The organism is Amycolatopsis sp. NPDC059235 (assembly GCF_042754125.1).
GTDB lineage: Bacteria > Actinomycetota > Actinomycetes > Mycobacteriales > Pseudonocardiaceae > Amycolatopsis > Amycolatopsis albidoflava.
In genome coordinates this window covers 14,074-32,772 of record NZ_JBHZAG010000003.1, presented here as the reverse complement: position 1 = coordinate 32,772, position 18,699 = coordinate 14,074, and the positions used below count along the sequence as shown (strand labels likewise).

Annotated in this window: 14 protein-coding genes and 1 pseudogene; 12 read left to right on the top strand and 3 right to left on the bottom strand. The window is 70.6% G+C overall.

Going from position 1 to position 18,699, the window contains the following annotated elements:
• Window positions 1-115 precede the first annotated feature (115 nt).
• From ACFXI3_RS02590 to ACFXI3_RS02540, 11 genes and pseudogenes are all read left to right on the top strand, one after another.
• Window positions 116-1,042 carry a LysR substrate-binding domain-containing protein gene (locus tag ACFXI3_RS02590; protein WP_378397601.1) on the top strand — a complete coding sequence of 309 codons (927 nt, stop codon included), beginning with the start codon at window positions 116-118 and terminating at the stop codon, window positions 1,040-1,042.
• A gap of 191 nt (window positions 1,043-1,233) precedes the next feature.
• A complete protein-coding gene (locus ACFXI3_RS02585) occupies window positions 1,234-2,496 on the top strand; it encodes a glutamate-cysteine ligase family protein (protein WP_378397600.1) in 1,263 nt (420 codons plus the stop codon).
• Window positions 2,497-2,554: 58 nt separating this feature from the next.
• A complete protein-coding gene (gene egtB, locus ACFXI3_RS02580) occupies window positions 2,555-3,904 on the top strand; it encodes an ergothioneine biosynthesis protein EgtB (protein WP_378397599.1) in 1,350 nt (449 codons plus the stop codon).
• Between the two features lie 4 nt (window positions 3,905-3,908).
• Window positions 3,909-4,673, top strand: coding sequence for an ergothioneine biosynthesis protein EgtC (egtC, locus tag ACFXI3_RS02575; protein WP_378397598.1), 765 nt, complete (start codon window positions 3,909-3,911; stop codon window positions 4,671-4,673).
• A complete protein-coding gene (egtD, locus tag ACFXI3_RS02570) occupies window positions 4,670-5,641 on the top strand; it encodes an L-histidine N(alpha)-methyltransferase (protein WP_378397597.1) in 972 nt (323 codons plus the stop codon). Before egtC ends, egtD begins: the two co-directional genes overlap by 4 nt.
• On the top strand, window positions 5,634-6,104 hold the full coding sequence (locus ACFXI3_RS02565) for a nitroreductase family deazaflavin-dependent oxidoreductase (RefSeq protein ID WP_378397596.1): 471 nt from the start codon (window positions 5,634-5,636) through the stop codon (window positions 6,102-6,104). The genes egtD and ACFXI3_RS02565 overlap by 8 nt, the downstream gene beginning before the upstream one ends.
• A gap of 24 nt (window positions 6,105-6,128) precedes the next feature.
• Window positions 6,129-6,533: an Imm7 family immunity protein gene (locus ACFXI3_RS02560; RefSeq protein WP_378397595.1), complete on the top strand. Its 405-nt coding sequence runs from the start codon at window positions 6,129-6,131 to the stop codon at window positions 6,531-6,533.
• Between the two features lie 121 nt (window positions 6,534-6,654).
• Window positions 6,655-8,290: pseudogene (locus ACFXI3_RS02555) on the top strand (alpha/beta hydrolase).
• Window positions 8,291-8,407: 117 nt separating this feature from the next.
• The gene (locus ACFXI3_RS02550; RefSeq protein WP_378397594.1) at window positions 8,408-9,547 is read left to right on the top strand and encodes an EfeM/EfeO family lipoprotein; all 1,140 of its coding nucleotides are present in this window, start codon (window positions 8,408-8,410) and stop codon (window positions 9,545-9,547) included.
• Entirely contained in the window at window positions 9,544-10,704 is a 1,161-nt protein-coding gene (locus ACFXI3_RS02545; RefSeq protein ID WP_378397593.1) for a Dyp-type peroxidase, read from the top strand. Before ACFXI3_RS02550 ends, ACFXI3_RS02545 begins: the two co-directional genes overlap by 4 nt.
• 17 nt (window positions 10,705-10,721) lie before the next feature.
• Window positions 10,722-12,326: a phospholipase C gene (locus ACFXI3_RS02540; RefSeq protein ID WP_378397591.1), complete on the top strand. Its 1,605-nt coding sequence runs from the start codon at window positions 10,722-10,724 to the stop codon at window positions 12,324-12,326.
• On the opposite strand, the gene ACFXI3_RS02535 is transcribed toward ACFXI3_RS02540, so the two are convergent.
• Window positions 12,323-13,111, bottom strand: a complete 789-nt coding sequence (locus tag ACFXI3_RS02535; protein WP_378397590.1) for an alpha/beta fold hydrolase — start codon at window positions 13,109-13,111, stop codon at window positions 12,323-12,325. The genes ACFXI3_RS02540 and ACFXI3_RS02535 overlap by 4 nt on opposite strands.
• Before the next feature lie 136 nt (window positions 13,112-13,247).
• On the bottom strand, window positions 13,248-16,073 hold the full coding sequence (gene acnA, locus ACFXI3_RS02530; RefSeq protein WP_378397589.1) for an aconitate hydratase AcnA: 2,826 nt from the start codon (window positions 16,071-16,073) through the stop codon (window positions 13,248-13,250).
• A 362-nt stretch (window positions 16,074-16,435) separates the two neighbouring features.
• Here acnA and ACFXI3_RS02525 point away from each other — a divergent pair, with 362 nt between their 5' ends.
• Complete coding sequence (locus tag ACFXI3_RS02525) at window positions 16,436-17,821, top strand: NlpC/P60 family protein (protein ID WP_378397588.1); 1,386 nt, start codon at window positions 16,436-16,438, stop codon at window positions 17,819-17,821.
• On the opposite strand, the gene ACFXI3_RS02520 is transcribed toward ACFXI3_RS02525, so the two are convergent.
• The gene (locus ACFXI3_RS02520; protein WP_378397587.1) at window positions 17,811-18,605 is read right to left on the bottom strand and encodes a GNAT family N-acetyltransferase; all 795 of its coding nucleotides are present in this window, start codon (window positions 18,603-18,605) and stop codon (window positions 17,811-17,813) included. The two genes, ACFXI3_RS02525 and ACFXI3_RS02520, sit on opposite strands and share 11 nt — an antisense overlap.
• Window positions 18,606-18,699 lie beyond the last annotated feature (94 nt).

Sequence of the window (18,699 nt, the reverse complement as noted above, 5' to 3'; positions counted from 1 at the left end):
ACTCACCTCCTCGGGTCCGCCGGCGGCGCGTGTCGCCGCCTGCTTCCGAGGGTGCTGCCCGATCGGGGCCCGCGTCCATTTACCGAATGTGCACGAAGTTGTTTAGGGTTCGTACATGGAGCTTTCGTTGCACCGCTTGAGGATGCTCCGCGAACTGCACCGCAGGGGCACGGTCACCGCGGCTGCCGCGGCGTTGCATTACACCGCTTCGGCGGTGTCGCAGCAACTCGCGCAGCTGGAACGCGACGTCGGCGCGAAGCTGTTCGAACGGCTCGGCCGCCGCGTGCAGCTCACCGAACTCGGCATTCTGCTCACCGAGCACGCCGAGGAGATCCTGGGGTCGGTCGAGCGCGCGACGCTCGCGCTGGAGGAAGCGCAGGGCTCGATGTCCGCGCGGCTCACCGCGGGAGTCTGGGCGTCCGTAGCGTCCGGTTTGCTGCCGACCGCGCTCACCTCGTTGGCCGCGGATTACCCGGGAATCCAAGTGCGGACGAAGGAACTGGCCCCGGAAGCGACCGCGGACGCGGTCCGGGACGGCACGCTGGACCTGTCGTTCGTCATCGACTACTCCGATGCCCCGATGGAGTGGAGCGACGGGCTGGAGCGCGCGGTCGTCGCGGTGGAACGGCTGCACGCCGCGGTCCCGGCGGGCGCGCTGCCGTCCGCCACGGCGCCGCTCGACGCGCTCGCCGAGCACCCGTGGATCCTGGCGAGCCCTAAGTCCCATTTCGGCCGTGCGATCCGGATTGCCTGCCAGCGGCACGGTTTCCAGCCGAAAATCAATCACGAGGTCGAGGAACAGTCGACCGCGATGGCGATGGTGGGCGCCGGGCTCGGCGTCACCCTGGTGTCGGATCTGGGCCTGCGGCTGCTGCGCCCGCCGGGGATCGACGTGGTCGCGCTCGCGCCGCCGTTGCTGCGGACGGTGTCGATCGCCTATCGCCGCACGGAGATCCGGCGTCCGGCGTTGCATCTGGTGGTCGCCGCGGTGCAGGACGCCGCGGCCGAGCTGGGGCTGGGCACCGAACCCGCCCTGCCTTGATCCGGGGTGCCCCGGATGGAGCAGTGGCCGCGAGTGTGATCTGTCCGGTGAACTCCCAGGTCAACATGGATTACGGGTTCCTTATCGATCGCCGCCGAAGCTTCGCGGCCCTGTTTTTGTCAGACCCCGCGTGTAGCGTCGCGAAGCGACGAGGTCCGGCCCCGCGGACCTCCTGATCCGGACGGCGACAGATGACTGCAGTGCACGATTTTCCGGACAGATCCGGGAGCGCGGCGAACCTGACCGCGCGGGTGCTTGCCGACCGCGCGGAGGGGGAACAGTACGTCGCTTCGGTGTGTTTCAAGCACGGCCCGCCGAGACTGCTCGGGGTGGAACTGGAGTTCACCGTGCACCACACCGGCGACCCGGTCCGCCCTCTCGACCCCGATGTCCTCGCCACGGCGCTCGGCCCGCACACCCCGCGGACGCTGCGCCCCGACAGCCCCGCGATCCCGCTCCCGGCCGGTGCGCCGGTGAGCCTGGAGCCCGGGTGCCAGGTGGAGATTTCCGCTCCGCCGCAGGCCTCGCTGCGTGATCTGCACGCGGCTGTGGAGGCCGATCTCGCTCATCTCACCGGTCTTCTCGCCCGCCACGGCCTCGAACTCGGCGCCGCGGGCATCGACGAGCACCGGCCGCCCCGGCGCATTCTGCGCACGCCCCGCTACGCCGCCATGGAACGCCGGTTCGCCCCGATCGGGGCGGGCGGCATCACCATGATGTGCAGCACCGCGGGCCTGCAGATCTGCGTGGACGCGGGCGAAGCCCACGAGGTCGCCGCGCGCTGGGCGGCCGCGCACGCGATGGGTCCGCCGCTTCTCGCGCTGTTCGCGAATTCCCGCGTGCACGCCGGAGCGGACACCGGATTCGCCTCGGCGCGCTGGCTCGCGGTGCTGGAAACCGAACCGGTCCGCAGCCAGTCGCCCGAGCCCGGCGACGATCCGGCGCGCGAATGGGCGCGCCGGATGATGGACACGCCGCTGATGGTGTTCCCGCGCGGCGAACGGCCGTGGGACGCGCCGGAGGGGCTCACCTTCGCCGAGTGGATCGGCGGCCGGGGCGCGGCCACGGTGCTGCGCCGCCCGACGGTCGCGGACCTCGACTACCACCTCACCACGATGTTCACCCCGGTGCGGCCGCAGGGCTACCTCGAACTGAGGTACCTGGACGGGCAGCCGCCGGGGGAATGGCTGCCGCCGGTAGCGCTGGTCACCGCGCTGCTGGCGAATCAGTCCACAGTGGACAAAGTGCGCGAGGTGTGCGCGCCTGCGGCGGGCCGCTGGGTCGATGCCGCGCGGCGCGGAATGGCCGACGCGCAACTGGCGGCGGTCGCCAGGGAACTGGTGGAGCTGGGCGTCGCCGAGCTTCCCGCCACCGGGCTTCCCGACGAGACCGTGCACGGGCTGGCGGCCGGGCTGCGCGCCCGGGCCGCCGGAGTGCCGCGCCAGGACCGATGAGCAGGACCGAGATCACCGCCGGGCCGCCCGGCGAACCGGACTCGAGGAGTCAGGACCGATGAGCACCATCCCCGAACAGAACCCGTTGCTGGAGCTGAGCCCGCAAGACCTGCGGGCGCACACGGCCGCCGCCCTCACCCGGGCGCGCGAGCGCAGCGTGGCCCTCACCGACGCGGTCGACGACGAGGACCTCGTGCGGCAGCATTCGAAACTGATGTCGCCGCTGGTGTGGGACCTCGCGCACATCGGCAGCCAGGAAGAGCTGTGGCTGGTCCGCGACGTCGGCGGCCGGGAGCCGCTGCGGCCGGACATCGACGACCTCTACGACGCCTTCCAGCACGCCCGCGCGGACCGTCCGGCGCTGCCGCTGCTCGGCCCGGCGGAGGCCCGCGCGTACGTGAAGGAAGTTCGCGACAAAGCGTTCGACGTCCTGGAAACCGCACCGCTGGACGGACGGCGGCTCACCGAGAGCGCGTTCGCGTTCGGCATGATCACCCAGCACGAACAGCAGCACGACGAGACCATGCTGGCCACCCACCAGCTGCGCAAGGGCGAACCGGTGCTGCACGCCCCGGAGCCGCCGCGCGCGCCCGCCCGCAAGCTGCCCGCCGAGGTGCTGGTGCCCGGCGGCCGCTTCACCATGGGCACCACCGCCGAACCGTGGGCGCTGGACAACGAACGCCCGGCGCACGAGATCGACGTGCCCGCGTTCGTCCTGGACACCACCCCGGTCACCTGCGGCGCGTACGTCGCGTTCCTGGAGTCCGGCGGTTACCGGGAGCAGCGGTTCTGGAGCGAGCCCGGCTGGGCGTACCTGCAAGAGCACGACATCACCGCGCCCCGGTTCTGGCGTCGCGAACCGGACGGCTGGTGGCGCACCCGCTTCGGCGTGCACGAGCGCGTTCCGGAGAACGAACCGGTCGTGCACGTTTCGTATTACGAGGCCGAGGCGTACGCGCGCTGGGCGGGCAAGCGGCTGCCGACCGAGGCGGAGTGGGAGAAGGCCGCGCGGCACGACCCGGCGAGCGGGCGGTCGCGGCGATTCCCGTGGGGCGACGAGGAACCGACCGCCGAGCACGCCAACCTCGGACAGCGCCACCTGCGCGCGGCCGAGGCGGGCGCGTATCCGGCCGGCGCGTCGCCGCTGGGCGTGCACCAGCTGATCGGCGACGTCTGGGAATGGACGAGCACCGATTTCCACGGCTACCCGGGCTTCTCGGCGTTCCCGTACCGGGAGTACTCGGAGGTCTTCTTCGGACCGGAGCACAAGATCCTGCGCGGCGGGTCGTTCGGCACCGACGCGGCGGCGATCCGGGGCACGTTCCGCAACTGGGACTACCCGATCCGGCGGCAGATCTTCTCCGGCTTCCGGTGCGCGCGCGATCCGCGCCCGGGCGAGGCGGGCTAGCCGGATGTGCCGTCATCTCGCCTATCTCGGCGTGCCGGTCTCCCCGGCCGAGCTGATGTTCGCCGCGCCGCACGCGCTGCTCGTGCAGTCGTACGCGCCGCTCGACATGCGCGGCGGCGGTTCGGTGAACGCCGACGGCTTCGGCCTCGGCTGGTACCCGGAACCGGGCGCGCCCCCGCAGCGCTACCGTCGCCGCGAACCGTTGTGGACCGACCAGACGCTGCCCGCGCTGGCCGCTTCGGTGCGCACTCGCGCGTTCGTCGCGGCGGTGCGCAACGGCACCACCGGCATGCCGGTCACCGAAGCGGCCGCCGCGCCGTTCCTGGAGGACCGCTGGCTGTTCAGCCACAACGGCGTGGTCCGCGGCTGGCCCGGTTCGATGCGCGGGCTCGCCGGACGGCTGGACGTCACGGAGCTGTTCACGCTCGAAGCGCCGACGGATTCCGCGCTGCTGTGGGCACTGCTGCGTGCCCGGCTGCGCGCGGGGGAGGAGCCGCTTGAAGCGGTGACCAGCCTCGTGCGCGAGGTCGAGGCCGTCGCCGCCGGCTCGCGGCTGAACCTGCTGCTCACCGACGGCGAACTGCTCGTCGGCACCGCCTGGACGCACGCGCTGTCCGTGCGCCGCACCGAAACCGGCGTGGTGCTGGCGTCCGAGCCGTGCGATCCGGACCCGGCCTGGACCGCCGTGCCCGACCACCACGCCGTGCGCGTCACCGCGGCCGACGTCGACGTTCTTCCCCTGACCCTGGAACGGAGCACCGCCCGATGACCGAAGCGGACCTGGAGAGCCATCGCCGCGACGTGACGGCCGAACTGCGCGCGGACGTGCGCGAGGGGCTCACGGCCGACCAGAAATGGTTGCCGCCCAAGTGGTTCTACGACGCCGAAGGCAGCAGGCTGTTCGAGAAGATCACCGCGCTGCCGGAGTACTACCCGACCCGCAGCGAGCGCGAGGTGCTCGCGCAGCGGGCGGCTGAGATCGCCGAACGCACCGGCGCGCACACGCTCGTCGAGCTGGGTTCCGGATCGAGCGAAAAGACCCGGCTGCTGCTGGACGCGCTCACCGCGCACGGGACGCTGGAGGCGTTCGTGCCGATGGACGTGTCGGAGACCGCGCTCGCCGAGGCGGCCGCGGCGATCACGGCGGACTACCCGAAGCTCGACGTGCGCGGGGTGGTCGGCGATTTCACGCAACACCTGCAGTTGCTGCCCGGCACCGCGCCGCGCGTCGTCGCGTTCCTGGGCGGCACGATCGGCAACTTCCTGCCCGGCGAGCGCTCCGAATTCCTGCGCTCGGTGCGGGACGTGCTCGGCGAAGGGGAGTGGCTGCTGCTCGGCACCGATCTGGTGAAAGAACGGGAAACGCTGGAGCGGGCCTACGACGACGCGGCGGGCGTCACCGCGGCCTTCAACCGCAACGTGCTGCGCGTGATCAACGCCGAACTGGGCGCGGACTTCGACCCGGACGAGTTCGACCACGTCGCGCACTGGGACGCCGATCACGAGTGGATCGAAATGCGGCTGCGCGCGCGGAGCCGGACGCAGGTGCGCATCCCGGGCGCGGACCTGACCGTGCCGTTCGCCGAGGGCGAGCACATCCGCACCGAGGTGTCGGCGAAGTTCCGCCCCGGCGGCGTCGAGGCGGAGCTGAACGCCGCCGGGTTCGCGCTCGAACAATGGTGGACAGACTCACAGCAGCGGTTCGGGGTGAGTTTGGCAAGATCAGTGCGTGCGTAACCCTCTCGCGGCGCTCGCCCGCAAGCTCGGCACCCAGCCCAGGCTGATGGGCGCGTCGCGCGCCGTCATCGCGACCGACCGGCAGCTGCACCGGTGGTTCGGCGGCCGGATCAGCCTGGTGGGCCTGGCCGGCCTGCCGTCGCTGCGGCTCACCACCACCGGAAGGCGCAGCGGCCTGCCGAGGAGCACGAACTTGCTGTACTACCCGCACGGCAGCGAGTTCGTGCTCACCGGCTCCAACTGGGGCCGCCCGCAGAACCCGGCCTGGACGCACAACCTGCGCGACAACCCGGCGGCGACGGTCGCGCTGCGCGGGCGCGAGATCGAGGTCAAGGCGCGGGAGCTGAAAGGCGCGGAGTACGACCGGATGTGGGCGGAACTGCTCGAATTCTGGCCGGGCTACCAGATGGAACGGGACGAGGCGAAGCGGGACTTTCCGGTGTTCGTCCTTACCCGCTGCTGAGCGGGCCGTGGAGGGGGAGAACCGATGTACAAGTTTCACGGCTGGTTCGACCTGGCGGAATCCCCGGGCGAGCCGGAGTGGGGCGAGGAGAAGTTCGACGAGCTGATCGAGGACGTCCGCGAGCGTGTCGACGCGGTCGACTGGATGTCCGGCGAAGCGCGGCTGAAGGTCTTCAACGGCATGTTTGTCTTGTGGGTGAACGGCATGCCGAACCACACCGGGGTACACCGAGCTGAACTGGACGAACTGCTGGGGTACATCGCCCGGGTGCTTCCCGGCTCCCACGGCATCTTGTACGAGTGGGACGAAGAGTCGAGCGAGTGGCCCTGGCCTTACGGTTACCGGGTCCGGGTCATGGCGCGCGGCGAGATCAGCGTCCGGACGGACCCGTTCCTTTCGCCGCTCCAGCCGGTCGTCGAGGACCCCTGATCGGCGGTCGCTCGGCAGACCCCCGCACTTCCTCCTTTTGCCGGTGCCCGGCTTGGCCGGATTATGCCAGTCTCGGTGACGCCCCGTAATCAGACGGGTGCGCAACCAGGGGAGAATCCACGTGCGCGGATCGAAAAGAGCACGAACCGGAGCGCTGGTCGCGGCGATCGCGACCGCACTGACCGGGTTGGCGGGCACTGCCGTCGCGGCGCCCGCCGGCCCGGCGGCGCAGGCCCGACCGGCCAAACCCGCGGAGATCGCGCGCACCGCGCCGGTCAAGTGGGAGGACTGCACCAAAGAACAGCTGCGCGGCGTCCCGGAAGACCAGGTGAAGCTGTACAGCTGCTCGCTTTACCGCGTGCCGATCGACCACGACGACGCGTCGCTCGGCAGCATCGACATCGCGCTGATGAAGCGCGCCGCCAAAATCCCCGGGCAGCGGATCGGGTCGCTGTTCCTCAACCCGGGCGGCCCGGGCGGGTCCGGGCTGCGGATGCCGATCTCCGGCGACCGCTTTTTCCGCCCGCAGGTGATGGACCGCTTCGACCTCGTCGGGTTCGACCCGCGCGGCGTCGGCGCCAGCAATCCGCTGCGCTGCTTCACCACGGCCGAGGACGCCCAGGACGTCCAGAGCCAGCTGCTGCCGGTTCCGTTGTCGCGCAAGGAAATCTCGAGCACGCTCGCCGGGTACCGCGACTACGGCCAGTTCTGCCGCCGCAACGCGGGGGCGCTGCTGGACCACATGTCCACCCGCGACGTCGTGCGCGACCTCGACCAGCTGCGCGCCGCGGTCGGCGACCAGCAGCTGACCTACACCGGCTTCTCCTACGGCACCCTCGTCGGGTCCACCTATGCCGCGATGTTCCCGAAGCAGACGCGGGCGATCGTGATCGACGGGAACGTCGACCCGCAGCTGCGCACCAACGACGGCGTCACCTACGACCTGGCGCGGGCGCAGGGCTTCGAGATCGCGCTCGACGGCTTCCTCAAGCGCTGCGCCCAAGCCGGCGGCAAATGCGCGTTCAGCGCGGGCGACCCGCGGGCGAAGTTCGACGAACTGCGCGAGCACGTGCGGACCGACCCGATCACGCTGCCCGGCGGCCAGAAGCTGGACCTGGCCAGGCTGATCGGCGCGGCGTCGAGCGCGATGTACTCGCCGGATTCGTTCGGCGAGCTGGCCGAGGGCCTGCAGCAGGCGTACTCGGTGCTGCACCCGTCGCTGCAGGCCCAGTCCGCGCGGAACGTCGCCCTTTCCGCCGGCCGCGGCGGTCTGCTCGACCTCGTCCCGGACAGCCCGTACGCCGGCAACGACTCGTACCTCGCGGTGAACTGCGCGGACAAGCCGATGCGGATCAAGCAGGAGCAGGTGCCGGGGATCGCGGGCAAGGCGGACCGGGAATCGCCGACGTTCGGCCCGCTACCAGGTGTTCTCCGACATCGCCGCCTGCCCGGTGTGGCCCGCCGCGAAGACGTCCGACCCGTACCGCGGGCCGTGGCGCGCGAACACCGCGACGCCGGTGCTGGTGGTCAGCAACTTCTACGACCCGGCCACGCGGTACCGGTTCGGCCAGCGGATGGCCGAGGAGCTGGGCAACTCGCGGCTGCTGTCGGTCGACTCGTTCGGCCACTGCATCCTCGGCAGCGCGCGGGGCGTGGACGACGCGACCGCCGCGTACCTGATCGACCTGAAGGTGCCCGCGGACGGCCAGGTGTTCCAGCCGGACCGGCAGCCCTTCACCCCGCCCGCGAAGGGCTGATCGGTTGATCTATCGGTCGATCTTCTGTCAGAACCGGGCATAACGGCACAACCCTCTTGTCAGCGGTCGGCGGATCGGTGAAAGTGTCCGCCAGAAGTTCACCTGAGGGGAGTTGACGTGCGGCGCTGGGCGGGCGGGTTCGGCGCGGCCGCGGTCCTTGCCGGGACCGCGGTGCTCGCCGGTTGTTCCGGCTCGCCCGCCCAGCCCGGTCCGGTCTCGGTTTCGCGCTCGGCCTGCGGCGACGGCTGGGCCGCGCCGCCGGCCGGGCCGCAGACCCTGCAGGTCCGCAACGACGCCGCCGTCACGATGGAAATCGACCTCGTCGACCCGGCCACCGGCACGGCCTTCGGGGAGCTGGAAGGCGTCGGCCCGGGCACGACGCGCGCGTTGCCGGTGAACTTCGCCAACGGCGCGTACGCCCTGCGCTGCGCGCCCGAGGACGGCACGCCGTTCGTCGGCCCGACGGTCCAGGTCACCGGCGGCGCGGACCGCCCGGGACCGGCGGTGGTGCCGGTGACCAACGCCGATTTGCTCGGGCCGCTCAAGCAGTACCACGGCTACGTCGCCGACGGCCTCGGCACGCTCACCGGCCAGACCGCCGCGCTGGCGCAAGCCGTCCGTTCCGGGAATCGTGGTGCGGCGCAGCAGGCCTGGCTCAGCGCGCACCTCACTTATGAGCGGCTCGGCGCGGCCTACAACGCCTTCGGGGATTCGGACGGCGCGATCAACGGCACCGCCGCGGGGTTGCCGGAAGGGGTCGCCGATCCGGGCTTCACCGGATTCCACCGGCTCGAGAACGGCTTGTGGCACAACGAAGCGATGCCCGCGTTGAGCCCGGTCGCCGACCGGCTCGACCAAGCCGTCCAGAAGCTGCGCACGTCGTTCGCCGACGCCCAGATCGACCAGAACGACCTCGGCCTGCGCGCGCACGAGATCATGGAGAACACCCTCCAGTTCGAGCTGACCGGCCGCACCGACTACGGCAGCGGCTCGAACCTCGCGACCGCGGGCGCGAACCTCACCGGCACCCGTGCGGTCCTCGACGTGCTGCGTCCGCTCCTGACCACCCGGTTCCCCGGCTTGAAGGACCTAGACGCCTGGATCGCCCGCACCGATCGCGATCTGCGGACAGTCGCTGGCAAACCACTGTCCACCTTGGACCGGAAACAGCGGCAGCGGATCAACGCCGACGTCTCCGAGCTGACCGAACGCCTGGCCCCGGTCGCGGCGATCGCGGAACCGAGGAGGACCTCGTGACCCTGGGGCGGCGCGCGTTCCTGCGCGGAGCGGCCGCCGCCGGGGCGGGTGCGGGCCTGGTCGGGCTGTCCGGAAGCGCGACGGCGGCCGGGGGAGCGGTGCCGTTCCACGGTCCCCGTCAGCCGGCCGTGCTGGCGGAACCCGCGAGACATTCGATCGTCGCCGCGTTCGACGTCGTCGCCGAGAACCGCACCGAACTCGCCGCGCTGCTCAAGGAACTCACCGACCGCGCGCGGTTCCTCACCAGCGGCGGCGCGCCCGCGTCGGTCGGGATCACCGGACCGCCCGCGGATTCCGGCGTGCTCGGTCCGGAAGTCCCGAAAGGACAGTTGTCGGTGCTCGTCGGCGCCGGTGCGTCGCTGTTCGACGACCGCTACGGGCTCGCCGCGCGCAAACCGCCGAAGCTCAAGCAGATGCCGATGTTCCCGGACGACGCGCTCGATCCGCAGTGGTGCCACGGGGATCTGAGTCTCGTGCTCAACGCCGCCGAACCGGACACCGTGCTGCACGCGTTGCGCGACATCGCCCGCGCGACCCGGGGCGGGATGCAGCTGCGCTGGAAGATCGACGGGTTCAGCTCGCCGCCGCGTCCGGCCGGGACGCCGCGCAACCTGCTCGGCTTCAAGGACGGCACCGCGAACCCGGCACCGTCCGAAGCGGACAGTCTCGTGTGGACGGACGACGGCGGCAGCTACCAAGTCATCCGGCTGATCCGGATGCTGGTCGAATTCTGGGACCGGGTGTCGATGTCGGAGCAGGAGAACATGATCGGCCGCCGCCGCGACACGGGCGCGCCGCTCGACGGCGCGGCCGAGCAGGACGCGCCGCGCTACGCCGAGGACCCGATCGGCACCGTCATCCCGCTGACCAGCCACATCCGGCTCGCGAACCCGCGCACCCCGCAGACCGACGGACAGCGGATCCTGCGCCGCGCGGTCAACTACGACCGCGGCGTGGACGCCAACGGCAACCTCGACATGGGCCTCGTCTTCACCTGTTACCAGCGCGACCTCGAGCAGCAGTTCGAGGCCGTGCAGAAGCGGCTCGCCGGGGAGCCGCTCACCGACTACGTCTCGCCGTTCGGGGGCGGGTATTTCCACCTGTTCCCGGGCGTGACGGATCCGGCCGACCACTACGGCCGGGCAGTGCTGGGCTGAGCGGAAGGAGTTCTGCAGTGAAGCGGACCAGGAAGCGGGCCACCGCGGCGGCCGCGCTGGCGGCGACCGCGGCGCTGGCCGCGGCGTGCGCGAGCAGCGCGGCGTCGACCTCGGCGCCGGCGCACGCGATCGCCGCCGAGACGTTCACGACGTCGACGCCGGTCAAGAACGTCGTGGTGATCTTCGGCGAGAACATCTCCTTCGACCATTACTTCGGCACGTATCCGAACGCCACCAACGAAAACGGCACCCCGTTCCACGCCGCGCCCGGCACCCCGAAGGTCAACGGCCTCACCCCGGACCTGCTGCAGCACAACCCGAACGCCTACAACCCGAAGCGGCTCAGCCCGGACCAGGCGCTCACCTGCGACCAGGCGCACGACTACAAGAAGGAACAGGCCGCGTTCAACGGCGGCAAGATGGACAAGTTCGTCGAGTACACCGAGAAGGACAAGTGCACCGGCCAGCCCGTGCTGTTCGGCGAGCCCGGCCTGGTGATGAACTACTTCGACGGCAACACCGTCACCGCGATGTGGAACTACGCCCAGCATTACGCGCTGAACGACAACTCCTTCAACACCGTCTTCGGCCCGTCCAGCCCCGGCGCGATCAACCTCGTCTCCGGCCAGACGCACGGCCTGCAGCCGGTGGATTCGGTCACCGGCGAGCCGAAGGTCGACCCGCACACCGCGGCCTCGCCGGACTCCCGCGGCGTCGGCACGATGATCACCGACCCGGACCCGGCGTTCGACGACTGCTCGGACAAGAACCACACCGCTAAGGACAACCTCGGCGCGTTCCAGGGCCGCAACGTCGGCGACCTGCTGAACGCGCGCGGCGTCACGTGGGGCTGGTTCGAGGGCGGCTTCCGGCCCACCGGCGAGGCGAACGGGTACGCCGTCTGCGGGACGAAACACCCGAACGTGGGCGGCCAGGCGTCCGTCGACTACAGCCCGCACCACGAACCGTTCCAGTACTACCAGTCGACCGCGAACCGCAAGCACCTTCCGCCGTCCTCGCTGCACGCAGTGGGCCAGCAAGACCAGGCGAACCACCAGTACGACGTCCGCGACTTCAACGACGCACTCGCCGCGGGCACCATGCCTGCGGTGAGTTTCCTGAAGGCACCGGAGTACCAGGACGGGCACGCTGGCTACTCGGATCCGTTGGACGAGCAGGCTTTCGTGGCCGACGAGATCAACCGGATCCAGGCGTCGCCGCAGTGGAAGAACACCGCGATCGTGCTGGCGTACGACGATTCGGACGGCTGGTACGACCACGTCGCGCCGAAGATCCTCAACGGCTCGCACGATTCGGCCCAGGACGCTTCGGTGTGCACGTCGAAACCGGTGAAGCTGGGCGGCTTCGCGGATCGGTGCGGCTACGGCCCGCGGCTGCCGCTGCTGGTGATTTCGCCGTACAGCAAGGTGAATCACGTCGACCACACGATGACGGACCAGACGTCGGTGCTGCGGTTCATCGAGGACAACTGGCACCTGGGCCGCATCGGCGGCGGCTCCTTCGACGCGATGGCGGCGCCGTTGACCGGGATGTTCGACTTCTCGCACCCGAAGGCGAAACCGCTGAAACTGGATCCGAAGACGGGCGCGGTGGTGGGTTAGCCGCGCAGGAATTCGTCGAGCAGATCGCCGAACTGTTCGGGTTGTTCGAGGTTGACCGGGTGCCCGGCGTCCGGCACGCGGATCCAGCGCGTGCCGGGTGCTTCGCGGTCGAGCAGTTCGGCGGTCCGCACGATGTCGGAGGAGTCGAGTTCTCCGGTGATCACGAGCGTGCGGACCCGGATCTCGGCGACCTGGTCGACCGCGCGGAGTTCCTCGGCGGTCACCGGCGCGGAGTGCTCGCGCGCGATGGTCTCCCGCACCATCGAGCGGCACGCCTCCCGTACCGCCGGATCGACCTCGTCCGCGCTCCGGTGCGGGCCGTCGACCCACGACCGGAGCAGGCATTCGACCACCTGCTCGCGGCTGGTGGCCGAAGCCATCTCCCGTTCGAGGCCCAGGATGTAGGGATCGTGGAACTCCATCCCGCTGAGCCCGGGGGAGGAGAGGACCAACGCGCCGACGCGATCCGGATATGCGAGCGCGAAGTCCGCGAACACCCGGCTGCCGAACGAACAGCCGACCAGCACCGGCTGCTCGACGTCGAGCGCGTCGAGGAGTTTCGCGGTGTCCTCGTGGTGGGAGAACGCGGATTCCGCACTGGTCGACCCGCCGTGGCCGCGTCCGTCGTACCGGATCACGCGAAAACCTTCGGCGAACTGCGCGAACTGCGGGTCCCACATAGCGCGGGTCATCGCGCCCGCGTGCAGGAACACCACCGGGCGGCCGGAACCTCGTTCCTCGTAAGCGAGTTCGCCGTCGCCGAGCGCCACCGTGCCGACCGTCATCGTCGCCCCCTCCGAAGGTCCCGCCTTCGAGCGTAGCGGCCGGGGCTGGCGGCACCGGACTGTTTTCCGGACCCCCGAAACGCCGGAAGCCCGCCCCCGGGAAAACGGGAACGGGCTTCCGAACAAGATCAGGCCGTCAGGACTGAGTCATCTTCCGCAGCACGTACTGCAGGATGCCGCCGTTGCGGTAGTAGTCCGCCTCGCCCGGGGTGTCGATGCGGACGACCGCGTCGAACTCCACCTTCGAGCCGTCGTCCTTCGTGGCGGTCACGTGCACCGTCCGCGGCGTCTCGCCGTCGTTCAGCTTCGTGATGCCCTCGAGGTCGAACGTCTCGGTGCCGTCCAGCTTCAGCGACGACGCCGACTCGCCCGCCGGGAACTGCAGCGGGATGACGCCCATGCCGATCAGGTTGGAGCGGTGGATGCGCTCGAACGACTCGGTGATGACCGCGCGCACGCCCAGCAGCGACGTGCCCTTGGCCGCCCAGTCGCGCGACGAACCGGAGCCGTACTCCTTGCCGCCCAGCACGACCAGCGGGGTGCCCGCCGCCGCGTAGTTCTGGGCCGCGTCGTAGATGAACGCCTGCGGGGCGCCCTCGACCGTGAAGTCGCGGGTGTAGCCGCCCTGTACGTCGTCCAGCAGCTGGTTGCGCAGCCGGATGTTCGCGAAGGTGCCGCGGATCATGACCTCGTGGTTGCCGCGGCGCGAGCCGTAGGAGTTGAAGTCCTTGCGCTCGATGCCGTGCTCGACCAGGTACTGCGCGGCCGGGGTGCCCGCCTTGATGGCGCCGGCGGGGGAGATGTGGTCGGTGGTGACCGAGTCGCCCAGCTTCGCCAGCACCCGGGCGCCCGAGATGTCCTGCACCGGGGCCGGTTCGGCGGCCATGCCGTCGAAGTACGGGGGCTTCCGGACGTAGGTGGACTCGGCGTCCCACTCGAAGGTCTTGCCCTCCGGGGTGGGCAGCGACTTCCAGCGCTCGCCGCCGTCGAAGACGTCGGCGTAGTCCTTGGTGAACATCTCCTGCGTGATCGCGTAGTCGATGGTCTCCTGGATCTCCTGCGCGGACGGCCAGATGTCCTTCAGGAAGACGTCGTTGCCGTCAGTGTCCTGGCCCAGCGGCTGGGTCGCGAAGTCGAAGTCCATCGTCCCGGCCAGCGCGTAGGCGATGACCAGCGGCGGGGACGCCAGGTAGTTCATCTTGACGTCCGGGTTGATCCGGCCCTCGAAGTTCCGGTTGCCCGAGAGCACCGAGACCGCGGTGAGGTCGTTCTCCTGGATCGCCGCGGAGATCTCGTCCGAGAGCGGGCCGGAGTTGCCGATGCAGGTGGTGCAGCCGTAGCCGACCAGGTGGTAGCCCAGCTTCTCCAGGTACGGCCAGAGGTTGGCCTTGGTGTAGTAGTCGGTGACGACCTGCGAGCCCGGCGCCATCGACGTCTTGACCCACGGCTTGACCGACAGGCCCTTGTCGACCGCGTTGCGCGCGAGCAGCGCCGCGCCCAGCATGACCGACGGGTTGGAGGTGTTGGTGCACGAGGTGATCGAGGCGATCACCACGGCGCCGTGGTCGAGGATGAACTCGCCGCGGTCGGCGGTGGACACCTTGACCGGCTTGGTCGGGCGCCCGGTGGCCCCGTTCGCCGCGGACTGCACCGGCACCGCGGTCTCGTCCTTGAACGACAGCGCGGCCGGGTCGGAGGCCGGGAAGGTCTCCTCGACGGTCTCGTCGACGTTGGTGTGCGGGGTGGGCTGCTCGTCCTCGGCGTAGTCGTGCACCGACTTGCGGAACGAGGACTTCGCGTCGGTCAGCTCGATGCGGTCCTGCGGGCGCTTCGGGCCGGCGATCGACGGCACGACCGTCGACAGGTCCAGCTCGAGGTACTCCGAGTACTGCGCCTCGTGCGCCGGGTCGTGCCAGAGGCCCTGCTCCTTGGCGTACGCCTCGACCAGCGCGACCTGCTCGGCCGAGCGGCCGGTGAGCTTGAGGTAGCGGACGGTCTCGTCGTCGATCGGGAAGATCGCCGCGGTGGAGCCGAACTCCGGGCTCATGTTGCCGATGGTGGCGCGGTTGGCCAGCGGCACCTGCGCGACGCTCTCGCCGTAGAACTCGACGAACTTGCCGACCACGCCGTGGCGGCGCAGCATCTCGGTGATCGTGAGGACGACGTCGGTCGCGGTGACGCCGGCCGGGATCTCGCCGGTCAGCTTGAAGCCGACGACGCGCGGGATCAGCATGGAGACCGGCTGGCCCAGCATGGCCGCCTCGGCCTCGATGCCGCCGACGCCCCAGCCCAGCACGCCGAGGCCGTTGACCATGGTGGTGTGCGAGTCGGTGCCGACGCAGGAGTCGGGGTAGGCCTGGCCGTTCCGGGCCATCACGGTGCGGGCCAGGTGCTCGATGTTGACCTGGTGCACGATGCCGGTGCCCGGCGGGACGACCTTGAACTCGTCGAAGGCGCCCTGGCCCCAGCGCAGGAACTGGTAGCGCTCGCGGTTGCGCTCGTACTCGATCTCCACGTTGCGCTCGAAGGCGTCCGCGCGGCCGAACACGTCGATGATCACCGAGTGGTCGATGACCATCTCGGCCGGGGCGAGCGGGTTGACCTTGTCCGGGTCGCCGCCGAGCGCGGTCACGGCCTCGCGCATGGTGGCCAGGTCGACCACGCAGGGCACGCCGGTGAAGTCCTGCATGATCACCCGGGCGGGCGTGAACTGGATCTCGATCGACGGGTCCGCGTTCGGATCCCAGCCGCCGAGCGCGCGGATGTGGTCGGCGGTGATGTTCGCGCCGTCCTCGGTGCGCAGCAGGTTCTCGAGGAGGATCTTCAGGCTGTAGGGCAGCCGGGCGGCGCCTTCGACCTTGTCCAGGCGGAAGATCTCGTACGAGTTCTCTTCCACCTGCAAGGTGTCCTTGGCGCCGAAGCTGTCCTTGCTAGGTGCAGTCACGTCTAACTCCAGTGGCATGGATTCCACGCCGCCGCCGGCGTGTCCTCCCGGGTCAGTTCGGTGTCGTTCTCCGGGTCGTCGGGTCGACCCAGGCGAGTGTTGCGCACCCCCACCGTAGAACCGGAACCGGGAGGGCACACCTCGTCCGTCGCCCCAAACAGTACGCGTGTCCTGTATTTCGTTCAAGACGACACGCGGAGTGACGTGCGCCATCCGGACACGCCGCTCCGCCAGGTCCCCCGAACAGGGGAAATGATCTCCGCGGTGTGTAAGTTCTTCCTGTTGCTTGTGATAGTGGTGTGACTGCAGTGGTACGCGGTGTGTCCGTGCTTGTCCGAAACGGCGCGCGGGCGGCCAGCGAGCGGAGGTGGCGGGGCGTGATGGCCAGGCGGGGACGGTCCGGGACGGCGGGTGCGCCGGCGCGCGGCGCCGGAGCCCGGCGCGGCCTGACGGTGACGACGGTCGCCCTGGTCGCGCTGCTCGGCGCGACCAGCACCGGGCTCGCGGTTCCCCCTCCGCCGCCGAACCCGAGCGACTCCTCGATCGATTCGGCCAAGGGCGACGCCAACGCGAAAGCGGGCGAGGTCGGGCGGCTCACCAACCAGCTCGCGCAGGCCGAGCAGAAGCTCAGCTCGCTGCAGGACGACGTCGAGCTGAAGCAGGAACAGGCGATGAAGGCCCTGGTCGACCTGCAGACCGCGCAGGACGAGGCCACCCAGGCGCAGAACGACGCGAAGTCCGCGCGCCAGGAGGCGGACGCGGCGGTCGGCGCGATCGAGAAGGCCCGCGCGGACGCGAAGAAGTTCGCCGCCGCCAGCTTCGAGCAGGGCAGCACGATCGGGTCGGTCTCGGCGTACCTGACGTCGGACAGCCCGAAGGACCTGCTCGCCCGCGCCCAGCTGCTCAACGCCATCGGCGGCTCGCGGATCAACGCGATGGACCGGCTCCAGCAGGCCCAGACCGACAAGGCCAACAAGGACTCCGCCGCGCGCAAGGCGCTGGAGCTCGCGCAGCAGAAGCAGGACGCGGCCACCCAGGCGAAGGGCGCCGCGGACTCCGCGCAGTCCGCCGCCGTGTCCGCGCAGCAGGCCCAGGCCGCGCAGAACACGCAGCTGGAAGCCAACAAGAACTCCGTCGAGCAGCAGCTGTACGCCGCGCAGGCGAAGGTCAACGGCCTGCAGGGGCAGCGCCAGCGCTACCAGGACTGGGTCGCGCAGAAGCAGCGCGAGGACGAGGAGCGCGCGCGGCAGGCGGCGCTGCGGGCAGCCGCGGCGGCCAACAACAACGACGACGGCGGGGACGACAACGGCGGCGGAAGCCGCGGCCGTCCGTCCCCGGCGGCGGGAAGCTCGATCGAAGCCGTGATCGCGCGGGCGCTGTCCAAGGTGGGCATGCCGTACGCGTGGGGCGGCGGCAACGGCAGCGGCCCGACCCGCGGCATCCGCGACGGCGGCGTGGCCGACCAGTACGGCGACTACCGCAAGATCGGCTTCGACTGCTCCGGCCTGATGATCTACGCCTTCGCCGGCGTGCAGGGCCTGCCGCACTTCAGCGGCTACCAGTACACCTCGGGCCGCCGGGTGCCGCTGTCGCAGATGCGCCGCGGCGACATGCTCTTCTGGGGCGGTTCGGGCGGCATCCACCACGTCGCCCTGTACCTGGGCAACGGGCAGATGGTCGAAGCCCCGCAGTCGGGTTCGTACGTGCGCGTGGTTTCGGTCCGGTACGGCGGGATCATGCCGTACGCGACGCGCCTCATCGGCTGAGCGGGCTCCACACGTAAGGCGTCGTTTCGGTGACTGCGGTGAAGCCCAGCCGTTCAAGGATCGGGCGGCTGGTAGGCAGCGCGTCGACCTGCAGGTAGTCCACTCCGCGAGCCCGCGCCGCGCCGACCCGGTGCGCCACGAGCGCGCGGTACAGGCCTCGTCCGCGCCATTCGGGCAGCGTCGCGCCGCCCCAGAGCCCGGCGAATCCGGTGCCGGGCACCAGTTCCAGCCGGGACGCGGCCACGAACCGGCCGTCCGCTTCGGCGACGACGTGCGTGGTGGTCCCGGAATCGGCGCGGGCCCGCGCGAGCAAGTCCGCGGCGACGGCGGCCTCGTCGTGCCCGAACACCGTCGCCGAGAGCGTCGCGATGCGCAGCAGGTCGTCGTGGCCGCCGGCCTCGCGCACGACGATGTCGGCGGACGGCGGGGCCGAGGCGGCGACATCGTCCAGCGGCGCGATCAGGACGGTTTCAGTCTCCTCCGGGACGAATCCGGCCGCCAGCAAGCGTTCGGGAAGGTCCGCGGGACGGTCGTGGCCGCGGGTTTTCCATTCGAACTCCTCGCCGCGGGCGGCGAAAAACGCGCGCTGGCGGGCGATCAGCTCGTCGAGCGCGGCGCCGGTCACGCCGAGGTCGGGCGGGCCGGAGACGAAACCGCGGCGGCCGCCGGTGAGGCGGGCGAGCGGGCCGTCGAGAGTCAGCTGTTGTCCGGGTTCGGCCTGCGTCAGCTCGGCTTGGCGGACTTCGCGGTCGTAGGCGGCGAGCAGCCGCGCGGCGTCGGGCACGTCAGCAACCTAACCCGAGCGTCGCTGAGGCGCGCGCGGGTTTTCGCGGCGGAGAGCCGAGCACCCACCCCCCGCCGCTTCCTCTTTCCGGCGG

Excerpts from the sequence above, each read along its gene's own strand:
- ACFXI3_RS02560 (WP_378397595.1), top strand. The coding sequence starts at position 6,129 with ATGTACAAGTTTCACGGCTGGTTCGACCTGGCGGAATCCCCGGGCGAG.
- ACFXI3_RS02535 (WP_378397590.1), bottom strand. The coding sequence starts at position 13,111 with ATGACGGTCGGCACGGTGGCGCTCGGCGACGGCGAACTCGCTTACGAG.
- ACFXI3_RS02590 (WP_378397601.1), top strand. The coding sequence starts at position 116 with ATGGAGCTTTCGTTGCACCGCTTGAGGATGCTCCGCGAACTGCACCGC.
- egtB (WP_378397599.1), top strand. The coding sequence starts at position 2,555 with ATGAGCACCATCCCCGAACAGAACCCGTTGCTGGAGCTGAGCCCGCAA.
- egtD (WP_378397597.1), top strand. The coding sequence starts at position 4,670 with ATGACCGAAGCGGACCTGGAGAGCCATCGCCGCGACGTGACGGCCGAA.
- ACFXI3_RS02585 (WP_378397600.1), top strand. The coding sequence starts at position 1,234 with ATGACTGCAGTGCACGATTTTCCGGACAGATCCGGGAGCGCGGCGAAC.
- egtC (WP_378397598.1), top strand. The coding sequence starts at position 3,909 with ATGTGCCGTCATCTCGCCTATCTCGGCGTGCCGGTCTCCCCGGCCGAG.
- acnA (WP_378397589.1), bottom strand. The coding sequence starts at position 16,073 with ATGCCACTGGAGTTAGACGTGACTGCACCTAGCAAGGACAGCTTCGGC.
- ACFXI3_RS02525 (WP_378397588.1), top strand. The coding sequence starts at position 16,436 with ATGGCCAGGCGGGGACGGTCCGGGACGGCGGGTGCGCCGGCGCGCGGC.